16 protein-coding genes are annotated in these 18,374 nt (G+C 59.8%); 1 reads left to right on the top strand and 15 read right to left on the bottom strand.

What is annotated here, in order from left to right; genetic code table 11:
• Window positions 1-249 precede the first annotated feature (249 nt).
• Window positions 250-1,500, bottom strand: a complete 1,251-nt coding sequence (locus A6764_RS08280) for a type III PLP-dependent enzyme (RefSeq protein ID WP_051188241.1) — start codon at window positions 1,498-1,500, stop codon at window positions 250-252.
• Window positions 1,501-1,911: 411 nt separating this feature from the next.
• On the opposite strand from A6764_RS08280, the gene A6764_RS08275 reads away from it, so the two are divergent.
• Complete coding sequence (locus A6764_RS08275) at window positions 1,912-2,265, top strand: YmaF family protein (protein ID WP_081656567.1); 354 nt, start codon at window positions 1,912-1,914, stop codon at window positions 2,263-2,265.
• 126 nt (window positions 2,266-2,391) lie between these two features.
• On the opposite strand, the gene ftsZ is transcribed toward A6764_RS08275, so the two are convergent.
• From ftsZ to A6764_RS08205, 14 genes are all read right to left on the bottom strand, one after another.
• Window positions 2,392-3,534, bottom strand: a complete 1,143-nt coding sequence (gene ftsZ / locus A6764_RS08270; RefSeq protein ID WP_029099960.1) for a cell division protein FtsZ — start codon at window positions 3,532-3,534, stop codon at window positions 2,392-2,394.
• A gap of 153 nt (window positions 3,535-3,687) precedes the next feature.
• Window positions 3,688-4,938: a cell division protein FtsA gene (gene ftsA / locus A6764_RS08265; RefSeq protein WP_029099959.1), complete on the bottom strand. Its 1,251-nt coding sequence runs from the start codon at window positions 4,936-4,938 to the stop codon at window positions 3,688-3,690.
• Between the two features lie 139 nt (window positions 4,939-5,077).
• Window positions 5,078-5,425, bottom strand: coding sequence for a small basic family protein (locus A6764_RS08260; protein WP_029099958.1), 348 nt, complete (start codon window positions 5,423-5,425; stop codon window positions 5,078-5,080).
• A gap of 1 nt (window position 5,426) precedes the next feature.
• Window positions 5,427-6,176: a DUF881 domain-containing protein gene (locus tag A6764_RS08255; protein ID WP_029099957.1), complete on the bottom strand. Its 750-nt coding sequence runs from the start codon at window positions 6,174-6,176 to the stop codon at window positions 5,427-5,429.
• 17 nt (window positions 6,177-6,193) lie between these two features.
• On the bottom strand, window positions 6,194-6,901 hold the full coding sequence (locus A6764_RS08250; protein WP_029099956.1) for a DUF881 domain-containing protein: 708 nt from the start codon (window positions 6,899-6,901) through the stop codon (window positions 6,194-6,196).
• Between the two features lie 25 nt (window positions 6,902-6,926).
• Window positions 6,927-7,718: a cell division protein FtsQ/DivIB gene (locus A6764_RS08245; RefSeq protein ID WP_044899399.1), complete on the bottom strand. Its 792-nt coding sequence runs from the start codon at window positions 7,716-7,718 to the stop codon at window positions 6,927-6,929.
• Between the two features lie 182 nt (window positions 7,719-7,900).
• Window positions 7,901-9,157, bottom strand: a complete 1,257-nt coding sequence (gene murA / locus A6764_RS08240) for a UDP-N-acetylglucosamine 1-carboxyvinyltransferase (protein ID WP_029099954.1) — start codon at window positions 9,155-9,157, stop codon at window positions 7,901-7,903.
• A gap of 15 nt (window positions 9,158-9,172) precedes the next feature.
• Window positions 9,173-10,078: a UDP-N-acetylmuramate dehydrogenase gene (gene murB, locus A6764_RS08235; RefSeq protein ID WP_065066841.1), complete on the bottom strand. Its 906-nt coding sequence runs from the start codon at window positions 10,076-10,078 to the stop codon at window positions 9,173-9,175.
• 114 nt (window positions 10,079-10,192) lie between these two features.
• Entirely contained in the window at window positions 10,193-11,284 is a 1,092-nt protein-coding gene (gene murG, locus A6764_RS08230) for an undecaprenyldiphospho-muramoylpentapeptide beta-N-acetylglucosaminyltransferase (RefSeq protein WP_044899397.1), read from the bottom strand.
• 16 nt (window positions 11,285-11,300) lie between these two features.
• Entirely contained in the window at window positions 11,301-12,389 is a 1,089-nt protein-coding gene (gene spoVE, locus A6764_RS08225; RefSeq protein WP_035295233.1) for a stage V sporulation protein E, read from the bottom strand.
• Window positions 12,390-12,457: 68 nt separating this feature from the next.
• Window positions 12,458-13,822 carry a UDP-N-acetylmuramoyl-L-alanine--D-glutamate ligase gene (murD, locus tag A6764_RS08220; RefSeq protein WP_044899396.1) on the bottom strand — a complete coding sequence of 455 codons (1,365 nt, stop codon included), beginning with the start codon at window positions 13,820-13,822 and terminating at the stop codon, window positions 12,458-12,460.
• Window positions 13,819-14,790, bottom strand: coding sequence for a phospho-N-acetylmuramoyl-pentapeptide-transferase (gene mraY / locus A6764_RS08215; RefSeq protein ID WP_035295236.1), 972 nt, complete (start codon window positions 14,788-14,790; stop codon window positions 13,819-13,821). Before mraY ends, murD begins: the two co-directional genes overlap by 4 nt.
• Window positions 14,791-14,833: 43 nt before the next feature.
• A complete protein-coding gene (locus tag A6764_RS08210) occupies window positions 14,834-16,312 on the bottom strand; it encodes a UDP-N-acetylmuramoyl-L-alanyl-D-glutamate--2,6-diaminopimelate ligase (RefSeq protein ID WP_065066844.1) in 1,479 nt (492 codons plus the stop codon).
• 118 nt (window positions 16,313-16,430) lie between these two features.
• The gene (locus A6764_RS08205) at window positions 16,431-18,356 is read right to left on the bottom strand and encodes a stage V sporulation protein D (RefSeq protein ID WP_065066845.1); all 1,926 of its coding nucleotides are present in this window, start codon (window positions 18,354-18,356) and stop codon (window positions 16,431-16,433) included.
• Window positions 18,357-18,374 lie beyond the last annotated feature (18 nt).

Raw genomic sequence — 18,374 nt, 5'->3', positions numbered from 1 at the left:
GGTTAGCAAGCACCCGCTGCCGGAACACGATTCGATGGGACGTACGTCGAGTCCGTCTGTCATTATATCATTGGGGCGGCAAAAAAAGAAGATACACGGCACAGGGAAACCTGTCGCCGCATATTTTCTCCCTCCTGCTGCCCTACGCAGTTTGTACACCGCCCGGGACGGAGCCGAGCGCGAACCGGACCGCCGCCGGGCGCGAAGCCTTTCCCTTCCGCACCGGCAGCCGGCTCCGTCCGCTCCCGTTTACCCAAGACGTTCTGCGCGGCTGGCACCTCCATACGCGAATGCCTGGCCGTCCTCCCCGATGTACAGATGCTCCGGATGGGGATGGCTGAGAAAGTCGTGGTGGGAAATGGCCCACCCGTAGGCTCCGGCGTACAGGAACAGGACGATGTCGCCGACCCGCACGCGGGGGACGGAGACGTCTTGGGCCAGCACGTCTTTGGGCGTGCACAACTGGCCGACGACGCTGATCGCCGCATCGGTCCATTCCGTGCGGGGATAGGGATACGCCCACTCTTCCCGGGGGATGATCCGGAACGGATGACTGTGCTGCCAGGAGGCCGGCAGGCGGAAGTGATGGGTGCCGCCGCGGATGACGGCATACTTTTTACCGTGATTTTCCTTGAGGTCGATCACCTCGGCGGCGTAGTAGCCGCAGGAGGCGGTCAGGTATCGGCCGCACTCGAATACGACGGTGACGCCGGGCGGACACTTGGCCGCGAGCAGGGGGCCGAGGCGGGCGGCAAAGTCGTTCCAGCGAAACTGCCTTCCCAGGTCGGCATAGTTGACGCCGATGCCGCCGCCGACATTCAGGCAGGTGACGGTCAAACCGAACTGCTCGATCCAGCCCGTCAGCCGGTCGAGATAGGTGCCAATCAGGTGGAGATGCTGTCCGTGGTCCAGGTTGTTGGAGATCGAATGGAGGTGAAACCCTTCGATCCGAACGGACTCGTACTGCCGGGCGATCCGGATCACATCCGGCAGCCTGGCCTCGTCAATGCCGAACTGCGTGGGACGGCCGGCCATCGCCAGCGTCGCCTGCGGCAGCGGACCGCGCAGGTTCACCCGCAGCAGCACGGGCATTTGGATGCCGCGTGCGGCGGCGATGTGGGCCACCTTGTGCAGCTCATGCTCGCTTTCCACATGGATCAGGCTGACGTTGTGGCGCATCGCCCCCTCAATCTCCTCGCGGGTCTTGCCGGGACCGCCGAAAATGATCGGGATGTCCGGATCAACCGCCCTCACTTTTTCAATCTCCCCCAAGGAGGCCACTTCAAAGCCGTGGACGATGCCAGCCAGGGCCTCCAGGATCGGACGGCTGGAGTTGGCCTTGACAGCGTAAAACAGCCGGCACGACGGCGGGAGCGAATCGATCCGCCGGGCGGCATGACGGCGCAGGTGTTCCAGATCGTACACGAACGCGCAAAGCGGCCGGTCGCTTTGCCGGTGCTCACGCATCCGTTGGTGCAGAAGCTCTATCACTTTTTCCATGAAGCCCCTCCTGATTGATTGATGAAATGGATTGGCGTGCCGGACATGCGACGGCGTTTCTGCCCCGCCGCGGACAGCAGCGTGCAGCGTTGGCCGTGGCCGGCAGCGCGTGGGTATCCCTGACAAAGACGCGCACTTCCGTGACGACATCCTTGCGATGGTCAAAACTGGAAGGTACAAGATCAGTTTATTTGATAATGATTATCGATGTCAATTGTAAATCCGGACAGCTTCCATTGTTGCAATATTCTGTTGATAAACGGCATTCCGGTCGCCCAACGAACATTCCCTGGGACGAGGTTCCGCACGTTCCCGGGATTTGGCATGATGCGGTAGGCATCTACCGTTGCCGTTTTCCCCCGGCCCGCATGTGATGTAGGAAACGGCATTTTCACGAAAGGCGGTATTCCCTTGCGACAAAAACGGCAAAAAGGGCACTCCCACTCCATCGATTTCATCCGCTTCGCGGACACTCCGGAACACATTCATGCCTATTCGACCCGAACCAGTTTCAACAACGGGCACCGCCACCAGGTGCAGGGACGGACGTCGGGTCCCTACCGGGGGACGGGGCGGGGTCACGTCCACTACTACGAAGGCGTCACCTCGTTTGACGACGGCCACGTTCACTATTTCCGCGGATGGACCGGTCCGCCCATTTCGCTTCCCGGCGGCGGCCATTATCACACATTCGCGGGCGACACGACGCTCAACGACCGGCATATTCATTCCTACCGGGGCCGCACCAGCGAAGGCTACCGCTGACACACCAGCGAAAGCTACCGCTGACACACCAGCGAAAGCTACCGCTGACCCGTCCCGCTGTCCCGCCGCAGAAATTCGAAAAAAACCTTGTTCCTCTTGCGGAACAAGGTTTTTTTCTGTCTTTCCCTATTTTTTGTTGCGACGGCGGTTGCGCAGAAACGCCGGGATGTCCAGGTTGTCCAGATTGCTCATGGAGAAGAACGATTTTTCTTCTTCCTCTTCCTTGCTGCGGCCCGTATTGGCATTGGAGATCGGCGTCGGACGGTTGGTCGCGATCGGCTGCTGGGTACGACGGGCTGCTGACGCCTGTTTTTGGTTGTCTTCAAAACCGGTGGCGATGACCGTCACCACAATCTCGTTCTTCAAGTCCTCGTTGATGACGGCACCGAAGATCATGTTGACGTCCGGATCGGCAGCGGACGACACGATGTCGGCGGCTTCGTTCACCTCGTACAGGCTGAGATTGGTACCGCCCGTAATGTTCATCAGCACGCCGCGAGCGCCGTCGATGGACGTTTCCAGCAGCGGGCTGGAAATGGCACGGCGAGCTGCCTCGGCCGCACGGTTTTCTCCGCTGCCCACCCCGATGCCCATCAGGGCGGAGCCGCGTTCGGTCATGATCGTCTTCACGTCAGCGAAGTCCAGGTTGATCAGGCCCGGCACCGCAATCAGGTCGGATATGCCCTGCACGCCCTGGCGCAGGATGTTGTCCGCCTCGCGGAACGCTTCCAGCATGGGCGTGTTTTTATCCACGATTTCCAGCAGACGGTCGTTCGGGATCACGATCAGCGTGTCCACTTTTTCCTTCAGTGCGGCAATGCCCATTTCCCCCTGCATGGCGCGCTTGCGCCCTTCAAACGAGAAGGGACGGGTGACCACGCCTACGGTCAATGCGCCCAGTTCCTTGGCGATTTCAGCGACCACGGGAGCGGCGCCGGTACCGGTACCGCCGCCCATCCCTGCCGTCACGAACACCATGTCCGCGCCGCGCAGGGCGTTCTCGATCATTTCGCGGCTCTCTTCCGCTGCTTTCTTGCCGATTTCCGGGTTGGCCCCGGCACCCAGACCGCGCGTCAGCTTCTCCCCGATCTGCAGCTTGATCTCGGCGCTGGACAGTTGAAGAGCTTGCGCGTCCGTGTTCAGGGTGATGAATTCCACTCCTTTGACGCCGCCGGCAATCATGCGGTTCACCGCGTTGCTTCCGCCACCGCCGCAACCAATCACTTTAATTCGCGCAAAGGATTCCATATCCATATCAAATTCCAGCATCTTGCTAGTCCTCCCCAATTCAACTTGAGAAAAGCTTCGGCTGATGAAGCCTGCGGGCAAAACGGCAGGCGGCCATATTGTTTGGCCGCGTGCGGGATATTGTCAATCCTCTGCCGTTTCGCCCGATTGGAAATGTTTTGCGGTTGCAGTCGGTTAGATAAACTCGCTGAACCAGTTTTTCACTTTCTCCATGAAGCCGCCGCCTTCCTTCGGTTTGGAAACGGCCTGCTTCTGCGCCCCTTTAAACGGAGCGGTGTTGTTTACGCTGCGCCGCTCCATCTGCTGCAGGGCGTACTGAATCAGACCCACGCCGGTGGTATAGGCGGGATCCCGTACCCCGATGTAATCCGGGATGGCGATGCGGACCGGCGCGTCCAGTTCTTCCTTGGCCAGTTCCAGCATGCCCGGCATCGCCACGGTTCCCCCCGTGAGCACGTACCCGCCGGCGATTTCGTCGCGGAAGCCCAGCTTGTACACGGCCTCTTCCACGAGGTTGAAAATCTCCGCTGCACGCGGTTCGATGATCGTGGCCAGATCCACCTGGGTAAACTGTTTTTCCACATCGCTGCCGATGCGGGTCACTTTAAAGGTGACGTCGTCGGAAGCTTCGTCAATCAAGGCGCAGCCGTGCTTCATCTTGACCCGGTCGGCCACGTCGGTATGCGTACGCAGGCCAAGCGCAATGTCATGGGTGATATGGTCGCCACCGATGCCGATGACGGTGGTGGCAGCCAGTTTCCCCTGTTTGAATACACCGATGGTTGTGGAACCGGCACCGATGTCGACCAGGACGACGCCCATGTTCTTGTCGTCCTTGGAAAGCGCCACGGTGCTGGAAGCAAGCGGCTGCAGGAAGATTCCCGCCACGCGCAGGTTGGTGCGTTCGGCGCAGCGCACAATGTTATGTACGACCGTCTTGAGTCCGGTTACAATTGTTCCTTCCATTTCCAGCCGGACGCCGATCATGCCGCGCGGATCCTTGATGCTGCCTTGTCCGTCCACGATGTATTCATTCGGTACGACCTCGATAATTTCCCGGTCAGGCGGAATGGCGACAACTTTCGCTGCCTGAATGACGCGTTGAATGTCTTCCTCTCGTATTTCACGGTCCTCGCTGGAAACAGCGACAACCCCTTGAGTTTCATGCAGCTCAATGTGGTTCCCGGTAATACCGACATACACTTCGTCAATCGATACTCCCACCATGCGTTCCGCATGGTCAACAGCTTCCCGGATGGCATGCACGGTTTGGTCGATGTCGACGATCACCCCTTTTTTGATCCCTTCGGAGTGAGCCTGACCGACACCGATGATGTTGATGGAACCGTTGTTGACCTCGCCAATCATGACGCGTACTTTGGACGTTCCAATATCTAGGCTGACGATAAGTTCATTACTTACCAAACCTGTGACACCTCCCCTGCTACGACTTTCGTCTTCGAGTAGTGAATGCATCTGCGTATTTTATTCCACACAGGACTACCATTCCCTTTTTTTCATCATGAATTTTTGTAAAAATATGACCTTCCTCCCAAAAAGCGCCCTACTCCTGTTCGTTGATCCAGCGGGACAATACGATCCGGCGGATGACCGCCAGGTTGTTGAACAGGCGGACCCCAAACGCAACAATGGCGGCGAGGTACAGGTCAATGCCCAGAAAACCGCCCATAAAGGCCAGTCCGGCCGCAAACAGCGTGTTGAAAAAGAAACCGGACATGAAGATGCGCACGTTGAACGTACGTTCCAGGTACGAGCGGATGCCGCCGAAAATTGTGTCCAGTCCGGCCAGGAGGGCGATGGAGAGGTAGCTAGCATATTCCTGCGGCACTCGCCAATCCAGCAGCAAGCCGACAGCGATGCCGACGATCAAACCGACGAGCGGGAGCCACATGTTACGAATCTCCTTTTTCTTTGACAGGTTTCATGTATTGGATGACGTGCGGCTCACGATTGGCGGGAATGATGAGCTTGTCCCGCTTCTCGGCCACAATGGTCTTGTTGGCGAGCTTGAAATTCTCCTCCACGCCCTCCAGCTTCAAGGCGGACAGGAGCACATCCGGCTCCCCCAGCGCCTTCAGTTCATACGGCGGCTGAATCGTCTTCGTGTCGACCTGGATGGCGTCGCCGACCAAGCGGATGGACGTTGTGGCGATCAGGCGGTGTCCGTTGATGGAAACCGCTTGCGCGCCGTTGGCAAAGAGGATGTTGACCAGCCAGCGCAAATCCTCGTCGTCGACCGTATAGCCGCCTGCAGCCGGTTCGTGGGGGGACCCGTCCACCGCCGGATCGGCCGGCGGCTGCTGGGCTTCCACGATCCGCAGCACAATCCCTTCTCCCTCCACGCTGACCATGCCCGCCATGCGGCGGTTGCGCGCCAACTCTTCCTTCATGACCGAGATGCTCTCGTCTTCGTTGAGAGCCGTCTCGTACTGATAGTAGAGTTGGTTGTATTTGGAAATATCGGCCAGCAGATTCTTGTGTCTTTCTAACTCTTTCTGCAGCGTCGTGCGCAGTTCTGCGATGCTGCGGGACTCCTTGTGCACCGGATGCAGGTTGCTGCGAAGCTGTACCGTCAACATAACACCTATGATAGCACTAATAAAGGCAAGAATAAACGTGATTTTACGGCTTTTTTGCGACATGGGAAACGCTTCCTTCGCTAGGAGTGTTTGGTTTTGGCGTCACCGACAAAGGCAGGCAGGGTTACCTTGTCCTTTTTCGCCACCTCGATCTGCACGAAATCCCGCAGCGTCTGCAGGACGCCGCCCGGCAGATTGAGGGCGCTTTCCAGCGTGTTCGGATCGCCGATGGCCGTAATGACGAACGGGGCGGCCGACTTGATGCCGTTGACGATGATCGTGGGGCCGACACAGCGGATGGACGAGTTGCTGACCAGCCGCTGACCGTTGATGCTGATCGCTTCCGCTCCGGCGGCCCGCAGTTCGTTGACCACCAGGCGCACATCCTGCTCGTGGACGATGTAGTTGGTCACGTCGGCGCTGTTCGCCGCATTTTGACTGTCCTGCATCGTCACGACGACGCCCGGTCCCTCGACCGGCACGACACCCGCCATCATCCGCGCCGCTTCCAACTGGCTGAGAATCTCCGCCGCTTCCGACTTGCGCTGAGCCATCGCCTCCTCCACCTTGCCCACCTGACGCTGCAGGTCCAAGAGCTGGTCCTCGAGCTGGCGGTTCTGCTCCTTTTCTGCCAGGATGCGCTCGTTGAGCTGTGTCTCCTGCTGAAACTGCAGGTCGTTCAAACGTTCCGTCCGCAGCAGCTTGGTCGTTTCGATCGAAGTGGCGACGAGAAAGCCGGTGCAGAACGTGACGATGGTTAAATACAACTGAAACTTGTGGCGACCCATTGGCTGCTTCCCCTTTTACACGATACTAAGACTGTGGAGGCTGTGCTTCACCGGACTGCAGCGGGATCGGCGCATCCGGAGTTCCGTACGGCACGAACCACGGCTGCTCAAACAGGGAGAGCACTCCCTTGACGCCCTGCGGCAGTTCCTTGGCGATCGTCGGATACCAGTTGAGCATGGTGTCCAGTTTGTACAGCACGCTTCGCACCTCGTTGCCGTCGCGCATGTACAGCGTCACGCGCTGCTTGTCGTACACCGTGGGCGTCAGCGCGATGTCGGAGATCTCGCCGAGCACGCCCGGCGACATCTTGGCCAGCGCCTTCGCGAGCTGCGGGAGCAGTTCCGGTGCCGACCAGGAACTGATCAGCGGCCTGTCCACCACGCGTTTGGCAAAATTGACCTGTCTGAGCACCCGCCCGTTCTCCAGCAGCGGGTAGCGGCTGCCGTCCTGTCCGTTCCAGAACGCGACGCGCCGGTACTCCTGCACGTGCAGGCGGATCACGCCGGGAAAGGAACGCTCGACGGACACCTCCTTGATGCCTTCCAGCGGCTTCAGGCTTGTCCGCACATCGGATTCCCACACGTTGAGAAACTGCATCCCGATGACCAGGCCGGAGTTTTTCACAATTTGCTCGGCAGGGTAGATATCGTTGCCGTACACCTGAATCTGCTGAACCTTGCTGTATGGAGAGCGAATAAACACGATGATGAGAACGATCAGAAAGAACAGGCCGAGCAGAAACACCAGCTTGCGATTGCCTCTGCGCCTGGGGCGCTGTTCCTTGACATGCGGAATGCGTTCTTCGTATACCGCCATGAGCCTACCCTTCCTCACTAAACAAACTGTCGCGCGTGCAACCCCGAAACACCGAATGCGCGGCGTCTTCGTACACACGGTTTCTACACAAAAAATGGATGGTCATGGAATATCTGACACCATACAAAACAGGGAAAGCGGCATAGCCTTATGCCGCTTGTCACTCTGCAACCTTACCTGAGCTATGTCGACGTGCGGGTGATTTCGGCGCCGAGCTGGCGAAGCTGCAGCTCCAGCCGTTCGTACCCGCGGTCGATGTGATGAATCTGCGCAACCGTGGTGGTGCCTTCCGCGGCCAACCCGGCGAGCACAAGCGCAGCGCCTGCCCGTAAATCGGTTGCTTCCACGCTCGTTCCCGTCAGCTTGTTGACGCCGCGAATGATCGCGGACCCCAGGTCGACGTATACGGAGGCGCCCATTCGCGCCAATTCGTTTACATGTTTGAACCTTCCCTCAAAAATGGTTTCCTTGATGACGCTCGTTCCCCTGGCCTGCGCCAAAAACACCATCAATTGCGCCTGCAAATCCGTCGGAAACCCCGGGAAGGGCGAGGTGATGATCCGTTCGTAGGCGCGAGGACGAGTCGTACTCTTGACTTCCATTATATCATGGTAGGTCTTGATTTCAACACCACAGCTACGGGCTACCTCGATCAGGGCGGTGAGATGTTCGGGAATGGTGTTGGTCAGCTCGATATGTCCCTGGGCGACGCCGGCCGCCAGCAGAAAGGTGCCCGTCACGATCCGGTCCGGAATGATCCGGTAGCTGACCGAACGCAGTCGCGGAACGCCGCTGATCTCGATCGTATCGGTGCCGGCGCCGCGGATCCGCGCTCCCATGGCGTTCAGGAAATTTTGCAGGTCTACAATCTCCGGCTCACGCGCCGCGTTGCAGATGCGGGTCGTCCCCTTGGCGAGCACTGCCGCCATCATGATGTTTTCCGTCGCTCCCACACTGGGAAAGGACAGAAAGATGTTGGCCCCGCGCAGCTGCTGTGCCCGAAACGTGATGAAGCCTTCCGCTTCTTCGATTTTCGCGCCCAGTGCGGTCAGTCCCGCCAGGTGCAGATCGATCCGGCGCTCCCCGATATCGCATCCGCCCGGTCTGGATATGGTTACCTCGCCCAGGCGAGCGAGGAGCGGCCCCGCCAGAAAAATGGAAGAACGCATTTGGCCCATCAGTTCATCTGGCACGTGCGGTACGGAAACAGACGTCGTATCCAGATCAACACATCCGTCCGCATGCTTCGCCTTGGCCCCCAGGGCCGTCAGGATCTGCAGCATCACCTCGATGTCCTTGAGGTGGGGAACGTCGTAGATATAAAATTGCCCTTCCGTCAAAACGGATGCGGCAAGGATGGGAAGGGCAGCGTTCTTTGCTCCTTGGATCCGAAGCGAGCCGGACAGAGGTCTTCCGCCTTCGATCGTAAAAGTCTCCAAACTTTCACCTCCGTGTTACCCCTCGCCCACCACCAACACTTCCGGATGCATCTCGACGCCGAATTTTTCTTTGATCGTACATCTGATGTGATCCATCAGGGTGAGGACGTCGGCAGCCGTGGCCCCTCCGCGATTGACGATAAAGTTGGCGTGTATCTCAGAGACCTGAGCTCCTCCGATCTGAAAGCCTTTTAACCCGGCCGCCTCAATCAGCCGTCCGGCGTGATCCCCCGGCGGATTGCGGAACACGCTGCCGGCACACGGCATCTGCAGGGGCTGCGTCTGCCGGCGGCGATCCTTGTACGAAGCCAGCGTGGCCGCAATCTTTTTGCGGTCGCCCTCGCGCAGCCGGAAGCGCGCCTCGAGCACGATCCCCTTGCGCTTTTGCAAGAGAGACGTACGATAGCTGAAGCTCAGCTCTTCATTGCTCAACACCCTTACCTCGCCATTTTCGAAGAGTATCTCGGCTTCTAGTAGAATACGTGAAAGATCTGATCCGTGCGCCCCCGCATTCATGTAGACGGCCCCGCCTACTGTACCAGGAATGCCTCCCGCAAACTCCATACCTGTTAACCCCATCTTGCCTGCCTCCACCGCCAGGCGGATCATGGAATATCCGGCACCCACACACACCTCTTCGCCCCTGAACTCGCAGTGACTCAAGCCCTCAGCCACCTTGAGCACGGCTCCGCGAATCCCTCCGTCCCTCACCAGAAGGTTGGAGCCGCGCCCGATAACACTCCAAGGAATTTCGTGACGATGGATGATTTGCAAGGCTGTCAGCAAGGATGCTTTATCCTTGGGCTGGATTAACAAGTCAGCAGGACCCCCGATCCGCCACGTCGTATGGTTGGCGAGAGGTTCATTGGTCCACACTTTTCCAATACCTGCTTGCCTCAACTCATCTGCGATTTGTTTCATCTGTGAACCTCCTGATACACATGCTAGGTCGGACCTATGTCTTATCACGTGTTTGCTTCATCCTATGCGATCGCCCATAACGGCGTGACAATCGCCCAGATGTCAGTTTTCGCCTCACAGGCTTTTCATCAGCCGATAGATTTCCGTCGCCGCCTGCGGCATGCCCAGCTTGAGCGAGGCGTCCCGCATGGACGTCCAGCGCTCCCGGTCGTCCAGCAGGCCGGTCAGCGACTGGCGCAGCCGCTCGCCTGTCAGCTCCCGCTCCAGGATCACTTCGGCCGCCCCGGCCTTCTCCAGTCCGCGCGCGTTTTTCTCCTGATGGTTGTTGGTCACGTACGGGGACGGGATCAGGATGGCGGGGATGCCCAAGGCGGTGATTTCCGCCAGCGTGGATGCGCCTGCCCGGCTGACCAGCACATGCGTGGCCGCCAGAACATCCGGCATATTGTGGACGAACGGCAGGAGGGAAATGTTGCGCGGCAGGTTTCCCTTTTCCCGCAAGGCGGCGGAAATCGCCTCGTAGTGAACCTCGCCGGTCACGTAGACAAAGTGGGTATCCTCAAATTGCTCCAGCTCCGGCACGATGGCCAGCACCGCTTCGTTGATCGCTTTCGCCCCGCGGCTGCCGCCAAACATGAGGACGATACGCTTGTCCCCGCCGACGCCCAAAAACGAACGGCCCGCCCGCTCGTCTCCGTGCATCACTTCCGTCGCCCGGGGATTGCCGGTCAGCACGCTTTTCGCCCGGGGAAATAACGACAGGGACTCGGCAAACGAGACGGCCACCTTGTCGACGAAACGGGCCAGAAATTTGTTGGTCAGGCCGGGTACCACGTTTTGTTCGTGGATGATGGTGGGAATCCCCAGCCGGGCCGCCGCGTAGACCACGGGACCGCAGACGTAGCCCCCGGTGCCGACGACCACGTCCGGCCGGAAGCTCCGCAGCATCCGTTTCGAAGCGGAGACGGCGCGGAAAAACTTCCACAGCGTCTTCACGTTGTCCAGGGTGAGCTTCCGCTTCAAGCCGGCGATTTCCACCGCTTCAAACGGAATCCCGGCCCGCGGCACGATCTGGGCCTCCAAGCCGTGCTTGCTGCCGATATACAAAAAGGCCGCCTGCGGTTCCTGGCGGGAAACTTCTTTCGCCACCGCAAGCGCCGGGTAAATATGTCCACCTGTGCCTCCGCCTGTGAGGACGACACGCATATGATCACCTTCTATTCTATCTGGAAAAACGCGAAATGTTTAACAGCACGCCGACCCCGGTCAGCATCAGCGTCAGCGACGAGCCGCCGTAGCTTAAAAACGGCAGGGTGATCCCGGTAACCGGAAACATGCCGGTCACCACGCCGACGTTGATGACCACCTGGATCGCGATCATCCCGATGATGCCCAGCGCCAGCAGGCTGCCGAACAGATCCGGCGCCGTAATTGCCGTGCGCATGCCCCGCCACAACAGCAGCAGGAACAGGAGGAGCACCAGCGTTCCGCCCACAAAGCCAAGCTCCTCGGCGATCACCGAGAAAATAAAGTCGTTATACGGCTCCGGCAGGTAGAAGTGCTTCTGCCGGCTCTGCCCCAGCCCCAGGCCAAACAGTCCGCCGGGACCGATGGCGTACAGGGACTGGATGATCTGGTAACCGGTGTTCAGCGGGTCCTGCCAGGGGTCGAGAAACGAGGTAATCCGCTTGATCCGGTACGGCGCGGACAGGACCAGGCCGACAAACCCGGCCAGACCGAGCACGCCCAGACCGGCGAAGTGGCTGATCTTTGCCCCGGCGGCGAAAATCATCACCAGCGCGGTTCCCATCAGCACGGTACCCGTCCCGAGGTCGGGCTGCAGCATGATCAGGCCGAAACAGACGGCCGGAATCGCCAGCGCGGGAACCAGCCCTTTGCGAAACTGCACGATCTGCTTCTGATTGTCGGAGAGCCAGCGGGCCAAAAAGGCGACGACGCCCAGCTTGGCGAATTCGCCCGGCTGAATCCCGAAGGCGCCGATGCCCAGCCAGCTTTTGGAGCCGTTCACCTCGATGCCGATGACAAGCACCAGGATCAAGAGGCCGATGCTGGCGTAAAACCCGATTTTGGCCCACCGCTTCCAGATCCAGTAGTCCAGGTTCATCGTCAGGTACATGGAGGTGATCCCCAGGAGGGCAAAGATCAACTGCCGCTTGGCAAAGAAAAACGGGTCGTTGAACTTCTGCGCCACGATCGCGCTGGCGCTGTACACCATCACGATGCCAATTCCCAATAAAAAAAGTGTTGCAAAAATAATCACGAAGTCGGGAGCGGAGCGTGACTTGCTCATTGTGACAGGTCATCCTTTCTCGCGCCGTCCTTCGCTGATGGCAGCAACCCTGCTGTATGGGACGGACGTTATGCTAGGCTTGTTCTAAGTCTATGCACAGCGTCCTTAAACATGCTCCCCCGCACTTCGAACGAAGGGAACATGTCCCAGCTTGCGCACGCCGGACTGAGCAGCACCGCGTCGCCCGGCGCGGCCTCGCCGCTGGCGGCAAGAACGGCTTTTTCCACAGTATCGACATGGATGAGCCTGGTAATTCCTGCTTCTTTAGCCCGCTCCAGCAAAATCGGGGCGGTCTGCCCGAGCGCGACCACCGCTTTCACCCGCGGCCCGATGACCGGCACCAGCTCGCGAAAATCCACGCCCCGGTCCAGCCCGCCGCAGATCCAGACGATCGGTTCGTCCAGGGCCTGCAGCGCCCGCGAAGCCGCTTCCGGGTTGGTCGCCTTGGAGTCGTTGTAGTATTTGACGCCGTGAATCGTCGCCACGTACTCCATGCGGTGCTCCACGCCCGGAAAAGTGGAGAGCACCTTGGCGATGGACTGCTTGTCCGCTCCTGCCAGCCTGGTCACCAGCGCGGCTGCCAGGGCGTTGTCCAGATGGGCGACGGACAGGTCGGCCGCGGCCATGATCACGTCCCGCTCCCCCTCCGGCCCGACGAAGACGATGTCCCCGCCGTCCACATATACGCCCTGCGGCACCGGCTGCCGCTTGCTGAAATAGTAGGTGGCTGCCTTGATCTCCCCGCATTTGGCCAGCACGTCCGGCTGGTCGTACGGCAGGATGGCGATGTCGTCCGCCGTCTGGTTGGCAAACAGCTTCAGCTTGGCGGCCAGGTACTCGTCCATCGTGTGATGGTAGTCGAGGTGGGCCGGATACAGGTTCAGAAGCACGCCGATATGCGGCTTGAACGCCTGCGTCCCCATCAGTTGAAAGCTGCTCAGCTCCGCCACCAGGAGCTGGTCGGGCCGGGCCGTTTCGGCGAGCGAGCACAGCACCGTGCCGATGTTGCCCCCCACCAGGGAGTCGATACCCGCTTCCTTGAGGATCAGCCCGATCAGCGTGGTCGTGGTGGTCTTGCCGTTGGAACCGGTGATGCCGATGATCGGCGCCTGCGAGATGAGGTAGGCCAGCTCCACCTCCGTCACCACCGGGATGCCGAGCGCCAGCGCTTTGGCCACCGGCGGCGCTTCGTAGGGGATGCCCGGGTTTTTCACCACCAGCGCCACGCCTTCGTGAATCAGGTCATCGGGGTGATGCCCGCAGATGACCGGAATGCCGAGCGCTTCCAGTTCGTCGGCTCCGGCCGCTTCCTCGCGCGGCTTTTTGTCGTTGACGACAACATGCGCGCCAAAGCGGTGCAGCAGTTTTGCCACCGCCACACCGCTTTTTGCCATGCCCAACACGACAATGTGCTGATTGTGATAACGTTTCATCGCATTGCCACCACCTCTAGGTACACGCCCAGTCCGGCAAAGATGATGCCCACCAGCCAGAAGGTGACGACAACGCGCCACTCCGACCACCCGGTCAGTTCAAAGTGGTGATGAAGCGGACTCATCCGGAAAATGCGCTTCCCTCTCGTTTTAAAGGAGACGACTTGCAGAATGACGGAGAGCGTCTCCACGACAAACACGCCGCCGATGACGGCCAACAGCAGCTCCGTCTTGGTCATGATCGCGATTCCCGCCAAGGCGCCGCCGAGCGCCAGCGACCCCGTATCCCCCATGAAGACGCGGGCGGGATGCGCGTTGAAGACGAGAAAGCCGAGAACGGCCCCGACGACGGCCGCACTGAAGATGGCCGTGTCAAAATCCTGGCTGATCCAGGCGATGATGGCGTACGCCCCGAAGGCGATCGCGCCCGTCCCGGCGAGCAGGCCGTCCAGTCCGTCGGTGAGGTTGACGGCATTGGTCGTGCCTACCAAGAGAAACAGCAGAAACGGGAAGTAAAAGAGGCCGAGCTCCAGCTTCCACGGCGTCCCCGGCAGATGCAGCGTCGTATCGTGTCCCATCTGCATCAGGAGGTAATACGCGCCGACGGCCAGGAGGACTTGGCCGGTAAATTTCTGCTTGGCAGTCAGCCCGAGATTCCGCTTCCGGATGATTTTGATGTAGTCATCCAAAAATCCGATCAATCCGTATCCAAGTGTCACCAGCATCAAAAACAGGATTTCCGTAGTGATATTGGCGAACTTCAGCACGGTAAAAATAAGTGCCATCAGGATAATCGTCCCACCCATGGTGGGAGTCCCTGCCTTTTTTTGGTGGGATTGCGGCCCTTCCTCCCGGATCGCCTGCCCGAATTTCAGGCGGCGCAGCACGGGGATGAACAGCGGACCGATCAGTACGGCAATGAGAAACGCGGCGACGATCGTGACGAGTAGTACATTGTCAGCGAACATGCCCGACCCTCCTTTCTCTGATGCTATTCACGGACGCGTGCCTCTATTCGTTCCGCCGTTCGGCGATGGCCTCCCGGGCCACTTCACGGTCGTCAAACGGCAGCACCTGTCCTTTGATGATTTGGTATGTTTCATGTCCCTTTCCGGCGATCAGGATGACGTCGTCCTGCTTGGCCTGCGCCACGGCGTAGCGGATCGCTTCCCTTCTGTCCACCATGGAGACGTATCGCTCCTTGGCCACTTCGGTGAGGCCCGCCAGCATGTCGTCAATGATCGCCTGCGGATCCTCGGAGCGCGGGTTATCTGACGTTAAGACGGTCAGGTCGGCGTATTTTGTTGCAATCCGCGCCATAATTGGGCGCTTGGTCCTGTCGCGGTCTCCGCCGCAGCCGACCACGCAGAAAATCCGCCCCTTGGCGAACTCCTTGACGGTCGCAAGTGCGTTTTCCAGGCTGTCCGGCGTGTGCGAGTAGTCAACCAGCACGGCAAACGGCTGGCCCGCGTCGACGGGTTCAAACCGCCCGTTTACGCCCGACACCGCCTCCAGGCTCGCCTTGATCTCGTCGAGCGGCACGCCTTCGGCCAGAGTGACGGCGATGGCGGCCAACGCGTTGTAGACGTTGAATTTGCCCACCAGCTTCAGATTGAGCCGGATGGAACCGGCGAAGGTGTGGGCGGTAAACGACGTGCCGCGGCTGGTAATCTCGATCTCGGCGGCCCGCACGTCGGCCGGATTGTCGATGCCGTACGTGATCACCCGGGCGGGTGTAACCCTGGCGTACAGCTTCGACGCCTCGTCGTCGGCGTTCAGCACGGCCGTCTTCAACCGGTCGGGATCGTAGCTGTTGCCCAGTTGGGAGAACAGGAGCGACTTGGCGTAGCGGTAGTTCTCCATCGTCTTGTGAAAATCCAGGTGATCCTGCGTCAGGTTGGTAAAGACTGCGGTATGTACGTCGCAGCCGCGTACGCGCCCCTGCTCCAGGGCGTGGGAGGACACCTCGATGATCGCGTATTCCGTGTCGACATCGCGCATGCGGCGAAAAGCGTGCTGCAGATCCAGCGCGTCCGGCGTGGTGTTTTTCACCTCTTCGGTGACATCGCCGATCCGCATGTGAATGGTGCCGATCAGCCCCGTGCGCTTGTTCTGGTCGCGCAGGATCTTGTCGATCAGATGGGTGGTGGTCGTCTTGCCGTTGGTTCCGGTCACCCCGATCAGCTTCAGCTCCCGCGTAGGCGACCCGTAAAAACGGTCAGCCAGCATAGCCATTGCCCGGCGGGTATCCGGCACCCGGACAACGGTCGCTGGCACGTCCACATCCTGTTCCGCGAGCACGGCGACGGCTCCGTTTTCCACCGCCTGCGCCGCGAAGGCATGACCATCCACGGTGAAGCCTGTCAGACAGACAAACAAGCAGCCGGGCTGGACTTTGCGTGAGTCTGCCGTCAATCCTGTAATCTCCAAGCTGTCGTCTCCCGTTACCCGCACCGGCAACAGAGGAGCAAGCAGATCCCGTAACAGCATAAAACAGGCACCCCATTCTCTCCCTATTATAGACAAAAGCCTTGCGATTTCTACAAAACGCGGCGGGTGAGGCTCCCGTGAAGCCTCCCCACCCCGCTTCCGAAATCTCATTGTATAGCTAATCGGCCGATTTGTCACCCAGATGGATACGAATTTTTGAGCCTTCCTCGATTTTTACTCCCGGGGCAGGCGACTGGCTGATCACGTGGGTTCCCTTGCCGGAGACGACCAGCGGCAGCGTGTCGTAGGTGGTGACTACTTCCTGCATCGAAAGTCCCACCATGTCGGGCACTTCCACGTAACGCGTCTGGCCGAGGGCGGGATTGTACTCCCGCGCGATGCCGTTCTTCCGTTTCGGCACGCCCATGTGCTGCAGCGACGATTCGATAATGCTTTTGACGCTTGGCGCGGCGATCAGCCCCCCGAAGGCGAGCGCCTTGGGGTTGTCGACGGCGAAATAGACCAGAATCTGGGGGTCGTCCGCCGGCGCGAAGCCGATAAAGGAGACGATGTACTCCCCGTTTACGTACCTGCCGTTTTTTACCTTCTGCGCCGTACCGGTCTTGCCGCCGACGCGGTAGCCCTCGATGTACGCCTTGTTCCCCGTTCCGCGCGCCACGACGCTCTCCAGCGCGTAGCGAACCTTGGCGGATGTCTCGGGCGTGATCACCTGGCGCACCTCGGTGGGAAGCGTCCTGCCCACCACGTCATGTGTCACGCTGTCCCGCCACTCTTTGGCCACATACGGCTTCATCAGCTTGCCGCCGTTGATCGCCGCAGCCACGGCGGCCATCTGCTGGATCGGCGTGACGGACACGCCCTGGCCGAACGAAGTGGTGCCCAATTCCACCGGCCCCACCCGGTTCATGTTGAACAGCAGGCCGTTTTCCTCCCCGATCAGATCGATGCCCGTCTTTTGCCCAAAGCCAAACTTTTTGATGTAGTCAAACAGCCGCTCCTTTTGCAGCCGCTGCCCCATCGTCACAAACCCCGGGTTGCAGGAGTTTTCCACCACTTCCAGCATGGTTTCCTGGCCGTGCCCCTGCCGTTTCCAGCAGCGCAGCCGCTTTCCGGCGACGACGATGTAGCCCGGATCGTAGAACCCTTCGTTCAGGCTGACCACGCCTTCGTTCAGCGCGGCGGCCAGGGTCACGATCTTGAACGTTGATCCGGGCTCATACGTCTTCCAGATCGGCAGGTTGCGGTTGTACACCTCGGACGGATAGTCTTTGTAACGGTCGGGCTGAAAGGTGGGGCGGCTGCCCATGCCGAGAATCTCGCCCGTCTTTGGATTCATGGCGATCGCCAGCACGTCGTCAGGCTGATAGGCGACCATCGCCTGATCCAGTTCCCGCTCGATAAACGACTGAATCGTGCTGTCGATGGTCAGGTACATGTCCATCCCGTCAACCGGGGCGATATACTGCTCCTCCCCGCCGGGCATCGTCTTTCCCCGCGCGTCGGCCAGGTACGATACGTAGCCGGGCTGGCCTTTGAGATAGTCGTCGTACAAGCGTTCCAGACCGGTCAGTCCCTGGTTGTCGATCCCGGTAAAACCGAGCAGATGGGCGGCCATCGTGCCGTGCGGATAGAAGCGCTGGGTATCTTCCACCACCTCGATGCCGGGCAGGTTCAGCTCCTGAATCTGCTTGGCTTTCTCCGTGGAGATTTTCCGTCCTCCCGGCACGCGGTTAATCATCTCTCGTTTCGTAATGTCCTTGTAGACCTTTTCTTCGTCCTGGCCCAAAATGACCGCCAGCTTCCGCGCCGTCTCGCGCGCATCTTCCAGTTGGACCGGGATGGCCATGACCGTGGGAACGCTGATGTTGGTGACCAGTTCGTCGCCGTTGCGGTCGAGAATGCGTCCCCGCTTGGCTTCGAACGGAATGTTGCGGTTCCACAGCTTCAACGCCTTGTCCTGCAGCCAAGGCCCCTGCACCAGTTGCACGTATCCGAGACGGGTGATCAGCGCGGTGTACAGGACGATGCCGATCACCAAGGCGACAAAAATGCGGCGGCGCACAGTTACATTGGATACCCGCAAAGCGAGTCCCCCCTCACG

Source organism: Brevibacillus sp. WF146 (genome assembly GCF_001673705.2).
GTDB classification, from domain to species: Bacteria; Bacillota; Bacilli; order Brevibacillales; family Brevibacillaceae; genus Brevibacillus; species Brevibacillus thermoruber.
This window is presented reverse-complemented; position numbering and strand designations above follow the sequence as displayed.